Source organism: Salimicrobium humidisoli (genome assembly GCF_002295105.1).
Classification (GTDB): domain Bacteria; phylum Bacillota; class Bacilli; order Bacillales; family Halobacillaceae; genus Salimicrobium; species Salimicrobium humidisoli.
Genome location: NZ_NSGH01000019.1, coordinates 38,144 through 45,651, shown reverse-complemented (window position 1 = coordinate 45,651; position 7,508 = coordinate 38,144). Strand labels below are relative to the sequence as shown.

Here is a 7,508-nt window from a genome sequence, read left to right as displayed (position 1 = left end):
AATGCATATATACACACAACTCCTATCTTTTTCTTGGGTCTCGTCAATTCAAGTGTAAAAGATAAAGGAGCTTGTGTGTTTTTTTTATGCTGAATTTTTCTGATACCCCAACAAATATTGTAGAGCCACTTTTACATCACAGAAGCGCCTTCACTTTTTTATGATAATGTCGCGAAAGCAGATGGAATATTTCTTCGAAGGTGATTTCCTGAAATAAATCAAGAAACAGGTCAGTCTTTTGCTTAAGATTGACACTGCTGTTACTCAGCCCCCGCAGAACGTTGACTCTGAGCACCCGTTTCAGAAGCTCCTTATCAAAAGCTTCGTTAGTATCCAGAAGTTTCTGCAGCACTTCCCTGATTCTCATCACGTATCCCTCATCAAAGACAGTAACTACATTCAGGAAGAAGAAATTATTGAATACCTGTACTTCTTCATTGGAAAAATGAAAACCGTAGTGCTCCAGTAAATCTTTATGAATCCCGTCGATCAATATTTTCCGTTCGAACATCTTATTCGACAGGGAAGCGTTCGTAGCATTGGAATGACCCGTGCGGTAATCCACCAGCACCTTTGGCAGAATTTCGATTCTGCCGACTTTGGACAACTGGGACCAGAATTCATAGTCCTGGGATACATAGTAACTCTCATTGTACGTCAACCCGTTGTCCCTTACTGTGGCCATCCTGATCATAGCGGTAGAATTTCCAAGCTGGTTGTTGAACATCAGTTGAATTCTGATCTCTTCCCATGACGTATGATAAGCCTTCATAATCCTGGAGTTATTGCTCCCCTTAGCCCGGTAGTAGGCGCCTACAGCATCTATATCGGGGTGTTCCTCCATGTAGCTGACCTGTTCCCTGATTCTTTCAGGGGTTGATTCATCATCCGCATCCATAATCGCCATGTATTTTCCACTGGAAAGCGACAGGCCTACGTTCCTTGTATAAGGAATACCTTTATTCCCCTCATTTGTGACAACCCGTATCCGGTCATCGGTGTAGCGTTCAACTATTTCTACTGAACGGTCCGAGGACCCGTCATCGACTACAAGCACCTCCAGATTCTTATAGCTCTGGTTCAATATACTCTCCAGTGTATCCTGAATATATTCCTCTGCGTTGAACATGGGTATGAATACCGTTACTAATGGCTGTTGCATGCTTAACCTCCTGACTTATACGTTCACGACGTTCCTGGCTTTATCCGTCCGTCTTATGATGATGGAGGACCTGCAATAAATTTATTTTCTGCTGGGGCTCCAGCTGATCGCTCTCAAAAATGCTGCTGAACGGCTGTTCTGATTTCAGTGTCTGTGGCAGAACACCCCCGTAATTCAGATACTCTTCTTTCATTTGCCGGAAAGCTTCGCTTGAAAAAATCGTGTCCCAGTGAGCAAAAGGCCCCTGGTGCCCTTTGATTTTTCCGGTTTTAACTGCAAGATTCATATACATCCATACGAACAGTTGCGGTATTATGTTGGCATATCTTGAAAAATAAGGGAATCGTCCATCGGAATGCCACAACCACCATGCCGGTTTCAAATATGGTTTGAACGCCCTGTGGAAAAGTTTTCTGTTCATTTTCCAACTTTGAGGAACGGAAGCACTTATTTTCACGACGCCGTTAGCCATAAATGGTTCGTACGAAGAAAACAGTCTGCGGTTCACATGTAAGTTGGGGATGTTCATATTCATGGATGCCGGCCACATCTGAAACCATTCTTTTGCAGACTCCGGTCTCATTTCCTTAACGGTATGGTAATGGTCTTCTCTCCTCTGTCTCAGAGTTTTCATAACCTCATCCCTGAATATATCTGCACTGGCTTCCTTGTTGACTGTATAGAAGCTGTCTTTTATATCAGGGAGAAACGGGAATTTTTTGCTTCCGCGTATCTTCCGGATCCTTGCCCCCTTCAACAGAGCGTCCGAAAACAGACCGCCGAGTACGACCGGATATTTGTTCAGACCGGCTTTTTCGTGGAATCCGTACGTATGGGCATGTTTGTATTCCGAACCGGACCCGACGAGTTCGCTGCTGCCTGGGAGGATGTACAGATAGTGTAAAGGATCCCTCGCGTAGAAGTGGAAATTCGATCCGTAAATAGCTGCTGATTTTTTGGCTATTCTGCCTTCAAGGTTTAAATCATCCAGAAACACGAACGAATCTTTATGAAGGTGATCGGGAATCAGCCCGGCTATCGTTCTCGAGTCCTCTCCCCCGCTTATAAAATGGGCGATAGACGACTCTTTTTCCGTTACGCGGTTAACATACGTTTCGACTGTGTTTCTTAAATCGTCAGCCGCTTCCCCGATGGAAGTGTAACGAAGAACCTCTTCAGGCAGCCACCAGGTTCTGCCGCTGATGTCTGCCGTATTTTTATCGATTGTGTGAATCGTACCGGGAGAAACCTGTCGTATATTTTCGTACGCCGTGTACGGATACGTAACCGCTCCGTGCAGTATGAAATCCAATTCGGATACAGCATCCCGCTTCTCCCTTTCTCCCGCTGCGTCCGCCAGCAGATCCACGTGCGAAGACAACATCAGCTGTCCTTCCCGTTCCGCCCTGTACACAGGGATGAAGGAAAGCAGGTCCGTTACACAGTCCATCCGCCTGTTTTCCTTATCCACTTTAAGCAATACGAAAGGACCGTCGAAATGCTGAGAAAAATCAATGTCCTCCCAGTCTCTCATAAGGCGGGGCACGGCGGAAAGGAAATCCTCAGACCCCGGCCCGGTATACAAAGGGCCGCCCAGCACGATAAAAAGGTGCTTCCCGTCTTCATAAGGCTGGAATTGAGTATAACAGTCCTCCGTAACGAGCAGTGTCCCCCATTCCCCTTCAAACTGCCGAATCGTTTCCCCTGCGAATATTTCTGAATCCGCGCTTTTTTCTTTAAGAGCTGCCGCAGCGAATTCTTCTGTGGAAAACAAAAAGTCCTTCATTTCTTACTTCCGCTCCCGTTCACCAGGTTTCTCTTCGCTTTTCTTAAATACTTCAACGAATAGAACATTATAAAATCATCGACTCTCGGTCTCGGCACTCTTCGTTCCATGCCTTCTTCTTTCGCATACTTACACGGATTGCACAAACCGCAGGGTTTCCCGTCTTTTTGCGGACGATAACAGAACCAGGTCATCTCCATAAGATGGTTGAAACCACTTTCCTTCGCAATCCTTTCCATATCCAGTTTCGAATAATCGAGCAGCGGAAATTGAAAGCGGGAGAAGATGGACAGATCGGTGTCTGCGTATTCATCTTTGAGCATGTAATAGTAATCGTCATTATCTTCTATTTTTTCCACGTAATCAGCAATAAACGTTTCGATATTGTCATCCTTATGAGCTCCCGATTCGATTTCCGTAATGCCGTTCTGTTTCAGATAAGCAGGCAACCATACGTACTGCGTGCCTAAGAAGGAGGTTGATATCAGTCTTTCAAACTTATCCTTATCTTCCTGATCGGACGTAATATCTTTTTTGTTGACGATAATCAGAGGCTTTATACGTTCGGCAGCCTTCATATCCATAATCCCGATGTGGGCGATGATCGTATGAATGGTTTCCAGTTCCTTGTTCGTGGAAGGGCGTTCCTCATCGATAATGTAGTGAGGCTGAACCTGTCTTTTTTTATTCAAAACGAGATCCAGTACCCGGAAAGTGGAATCGAAACCGCCCGTCCAAAGTATGTGATGTGTTTTTTGCATATTCATTCTCCTTCGGTTTTATTTAATGATGTTTCATCGAACTTCTTGCTTATATTTATCGTTATCATGATCAATAGCGAATTAAGGACAGCTCCGCTGAGACCGAACAGAGCTATGGCTACGAGGTCGCTTTGAAAAACGAACGAACCCACTGCTAACATAGCTATTCTCACTGTCAGCATAACTATTGTAAACAACAGCTGGAAGCCCTGAGCAGACAATACAGGAAGCGCCTTGACACTCGGACTGTTGATAAATCCGAAGAAAGAAGCCAGAGCCATCCAGCGTGCATACTCTCCTGCCTGAACCCATTCATCACCGAAGACGAAGCCGAACAGCCAGGGACCGAGAAGTACTACAGTTCCATAAGGAATGAGACCGGCAAGAGAAAGCCCCAATGTGGCTTTCTTTATAAGTTTCTGCAGACTTTCTTTATTGTAGTAAGCTTCGGTAATACGCGGATAGAAAACGTCCCCTACCGCTTTTCCGATCAAAGTAGCCGGAGCTGCCAGAACTCTTCTGCTCAAAGTGAAGAAACCGGCAGCTGCAGGCCCGAAAAGGCTGCTTAACAGCATAATCGGGATGTTCTGCGACACAGCATTCAGAAACATCTCGGGAGCCCGGTATCTGGGGAAATCTTTGTATTTGCGGGCTGTTTCTTTCAGCGGAGGATGAGTAACATCGATAGAGCCTTTCGATTTCCTTTTCCTCAGACTGCCCGTCCCCATAAAAACAGCTTTCAAAAGCTGACCGGTCACATTCATGAGAATAAGGACGAACGCAAATGGATAGATAAGACCTATCCCCACCATACTCCCCTGCACAATAAGAGCATGATACATGTTCGTCCTTGCGATCACGCCGAATTCCTGAAGTCTTACAGCCCACTGTTCCGAAATCTGAAGAAGACTGCCGAACAGAATGACCAGAGGAATAAAGTACAAGTAGTTATTAATATCTGTGAAATTCAATAATTCAAGCAGTTCTTCTCCGAACAGAAAGGCAATCACCAGTGAGAGCAGCGCCATGCCCACACTTAACCACAAAGAGATTTTGGTTAATCCTACCGCTTCCTCTTCATGCTTCGGTAACACTATGGCGATCGGATACCCGAGCCCCGAAGCGGGTATCAAAATCATGGATACAGCCATAAAAACCCCGAGAACACCAAAAGCTTCAGGCCCATAAATCCTTGTGATCACAGGAGAAGCCAATAGTATAATCGCCTGGGCCCCGGCCGTCCCCGAGACCATCACTAATACTTTACGAATGAAGCCGCCTTTTAAAAATCTGGAAATTAAAGCATTCATCTGACATCTCTTTTCGTGAATATGTATATTGGTAAACTGAAAATGAAGATTACCCGAGTAACAAGTAATTATCGATTAAAATTATAACTTACATTTTGCGTATATGCTATTGTTATAGTAATGAAAGCTTCCCTCTCCCCGAATCTTCTTTTAAAGCCCGGGTGCAGGAGAATCAATTATTGAAACGTCTCCCTTGAAAAGATACGACTAATAAAAATGCAATGCCGAGGAACCCTGCTGCCGCAAGCGTTTTTGCAACAACCGGTTCCTTGTCGACAAAGGCATACACACTACAAATCAGCATGATGCTCAATATTACTCTGGAAATCATTATCCCCACATATTCTTTCTTCCTATCAGGAATCAAGCAGACCCCTCCCTGTCCATTTATTTCATTTTAACATATAACCCTTCGTCAGAAGCAGCCGGCTCATGCATCGAATCTCCCTCCCGGATTCTGAAAATATTTCTTTTCCTGTAATTGAGCAAACCTCATTGGACCGGTTTCAATAAATCCTCTTAGGGAATGAGTCTTTAAATGGTTTGCAAATGAGGAGGAATAAATCATGAATTTTATTGAACGTACGATTCAGTTAGCAGAAGATAATGTCGCTGAGGGAGGCAGGCCTTTCTCCTGCATCATCACAAAGGATGGGGAAATTATCGCAGAACGCGGCAACGAAGCGGCCCAGACGAATGACCCGACAGCACACGCGGAAACTCTGGCTATCAGAGACGCCTGTATAAAGTTAGGGACCGAACATTTAACCGACTGTCACATCTACATTCTTGCCAGCCCCTGCCCCATGTGTCTCGGAGCAATGTATTACTGCAGCCCCGAGAGGGTAACGTACATTGTTGAAAGAGATGAGTATAAAACATACTATCGCGATGACCGGGAATATTTTGAGCTGGAAAACTTTTACGATGAAATTTCCAAACCTATGAATCAGAGAAGATTGCCGATGGAAAGGGAAAACCACTCTCAAGGAATATCTCCTTACAGGGCCTGGAACGAGAAACACGGAACGAAACACTCTGGGTAATAAATCGCACCGGATCGGAAAATGGTACATCGATTCTGAAATAACGGACGCACCAGCAATTGAACATAAGTGTTCCGCTGCTGGTGCGTCCATGCAATTGTATGCTTATTTGCTATCCGACCGGAACTTCATCCCTGCCATAAATCGGCGATCCCCTGCAGGGAAAGAAAACCCGCTACGACGGTCACTACTACCGCAACGACGCCGAATATAAGCATCCAGGCAGGATGTTTATAATCCCCGACGACCGATCTTTTCCTTGAAGCCAGCAGAACCGAGCCAAGAGTTAATGGCAAAATCAGACCGTTGACCGAGCCTGCAATAATCAACAGCGTTACCGGCTCTCCGACGATTGCGAAAATGATCGTGGAAAAAGCGATGAAACCGACAATGAGCCATTTGTAATATTTTTCAAGCTGAGGATGAAAAGATCTTACAAACGAAACGCTGGTATATGCGGAACCGATGACGGAACTGATAGCGGCAGACCATAATACAATTCCGAAAATTTTATATCCTACATCTCCAAGCGCAATCTGGAACACGGAAGCTGCCGGGTTTCCTTCATCCAGCGTATAACCGGCAGCAACGACTCCAAGCACTGCGAGGAACAGGAACACTCTCATTACTCCGGTGGTCAGAATACCGAAGTTCGCCGCTTTCGTGACCAGCGGCAGGGCTTCTTCCCCCTTAAAACCGCGATCAATCAGCCGGTGGGCTCCGGCGAATGTGATATAGCCACCCACCGTGCCTCCGACAAGCGTTATGACCGGCAGTACCAGAGACCCAAAATTTTCCGGAAGAACACTTCGGATCAATGCCTCCCCGACAGGAGGATTCGTCGTGACCATGACATATCCGACCATGCCAATCATTACCACACCTAAAATAGGGATAAGAATGTCTATAACTTTTTCCGCATTTTTAACAGTGAATATGACAATAGCTATGATACCGGTAATGACTGCCCCTGTTTTAGGAGAGATACCGAAAAGTACATTGATTCCAAGTCCTGCTCCCGCCACATTCCCGATATTGAATGCTATACCTCCAAGTACGATAAGGGAGGCGACTAAATAGCCGAGCCCGGGGAAGACCATATTAGCTACGTCCTGCCCCCGTTCACCCGAGACTACAAGAATCCTCCAGATATTCAACTGGGCGCCTATATCGATGATGATAGAGGCCAGTATAGCGAATGCGAAACTGGCCATAAACCGGGAAGTGAATTCTGTCGTCTGTGTCAGAAAAGCAGGACCTATCGAAGAGGTCGCCATGAGGAATATCGCTCCCCACAGCACCCGCCTTTGTACATTTTTCTTCTTCAGCTCATCCTGGTTCTGTCCCATGGTCACCACCTTCCCCTTTCTCTTACTTATTCGATCGATTTCTGCAATTGTTCGACTTTGTATTCTTGTCGGATAATGTTTATTCAAGACAGAA

Annotated in this window: 7 protein-coding genes; 1 reads left to right on the top strand and 6 read right to left on the bottom strand. The window is 45.5% G+C overall.

The genetic code is table 11. The features are described 5' to 3' along the window. Positions 1 to 136: 136 nt before the first annotated feature. From CKW00_RS11145 to CKW00_RS13740, 5 genes are all read right to left on the bottom strand, one after another. Positions 137 to 1,162 (bottom strand): glycosyltransferase family 2 protein, encoded by a 1,026-nt coding sequence (locus CKW00_RS11145; protein ID WP_095822628.1) that lies wholly within the window; start codon positions 1,160 to 1,162, stop codon positions 137 to 139. A gap of 40 nt (positions 1,163 to 1,202) precedes the next feature. Beyond that, positions 1,203 to 2,948 carry an asparagine synthase-related protein gene (locus tag CKW00_RS11140; protein WP_095822627.1) on the bottom strand — a complete coding sequence of 582 codons (1,746 nt, stop codon included), beginning with the start codon at positions 2,946 to 2,948 and terminating at the stop codon, positions 1,203 to 1,205. Then, positions 2,945 to 3,709, bottom strand: coding sequence for a 7-cyano-7-deazaguanine synthase (locus tag CKW00_RS11135; RefSeq protein WP_158221312.1), 765 nt, complete (start codon positions 3,707 to 3,709; stop codon positions 2,945 to 2,947). The genes CKW00_RS11140 and CKW00_RS11135 overlap by 4 nt, the downstream gene beginning before the upstream one ends. A 2-nt stretch (positions 3,710 to 3,711) precedes the next feature. Further along, complete coding sequence (locus CKW00_RS11130; RefSeq protein WP_095822625.1) at positions 3,712 to 5,019, bottom strand: lipopolysaccharide biosynthesis protein; 1,308 nt, start codon at positions 5,017 to 5,019, stop codon at positions 3,712 to 3,714. A gap of 172 nt (positions 5,020 to 5,191) precedes the next feature. Continuing rightward, positions 5,192 to 5,350: a hypothetical protein gene (locus CKW00_RS13740; RefSeq protein ID WP_158221311.1), complete on the bottom strand. Its 159-nt coding sequence runs from the start codon at positions 5,348 to 5,350 to the stop codon at positions 5,192 to 5,194. A 235-nt stretch (positions 5,351 to 5,585) separates the two neighbouring features. Between CKW00_RS13740 and CKW00_RS11120 the strand changes: the two genes are divergently transcribed. Next, on the top strand, positions 5,586 to 6,065 hold the full coding sequence (locus CKW00_RS11120; RefSeq protein ID WP_095822624.1) for a nucleoside deaminase: 480 nt from the start codon (positions 5,586 to 5,588) through the stop codon (positions 6,063 to 6,065). A gap of 128 nt (positions 6,066 to 6,193) precedes the next feature. Here the strand turns inward: CKW00_RS11120 and CKW00_RS11115 are convergent, their stop codons facing one another. Next, positions 6,194 to 7,414: an NRAMP family divalent metal transporter gene (locus tag CKW00_RS11115; protein WP_095822623.1), complete on the bottom strand. Its 1,221-nt coding sequence runs from the start codon at positions 7,412 to 7,414 to the stop codon at positions 6,194 to 6,196. Positions 7,415 to 7,508 lie beyond the last annotated feature (94 nt).

What these genes read in the sequence shown, in the direction of transcription:
- CKW00_RS11145 (WP_095822628.1), bottom strand. Translation starts at nt 1,162, where the DNA reads ATGCAACAGCCATTAGTAACGGTATTCATACCCATGTTCAACGCAGAG.
- CKW00_RS11140 (WP_095822627.1), bottom strand. Translation starts at nt 2,948, where the DNA reads ATGAAGGACTTTTTGTTTTCCACAGAAGAATTCGCTGCGGCAGCTCTT.
- CKW00_RS11135 (WP_158221312.1), bottom strand. Translation starts at nt 3,709, where the DNA reads ATGCAAAAAACACATCACATACTTTGGACGGGCGGTTTCGATTCCACT.
- CKW00_RS11130 (WP_095822625.1), bottom strand. Translation starts at nt 5,019, where the DNA reads ATGAATGCTTTAATTTCCAGATTTTTAAAAGGCGGCTTCATTCGTAAA.
- CKW00_RS13740 (WP_158221311.1), bottom strand. Translation starts at nt 5,350, where the DNA reads ATGATTTCCAGAGTAATATTGAGCATCATGCTGATTTGTAGTGTGTAT.
- CKW00_RS11120 (WP_095822624.1), top strand. Translation starts at nt 5,586, where the DNA reads ATGAATTTTATTGAACGTACGATTCAGTTAGCAGAAGATAATGTCGCT.
- CKW00_RS11115 (WP_095822623.1), bottom strand. Translation starts at nt 7,414, where the DNA reads ATGGGACAGAACCAGGATGAGCTGAAGAAGAAAAATGTACAAAGGCGG.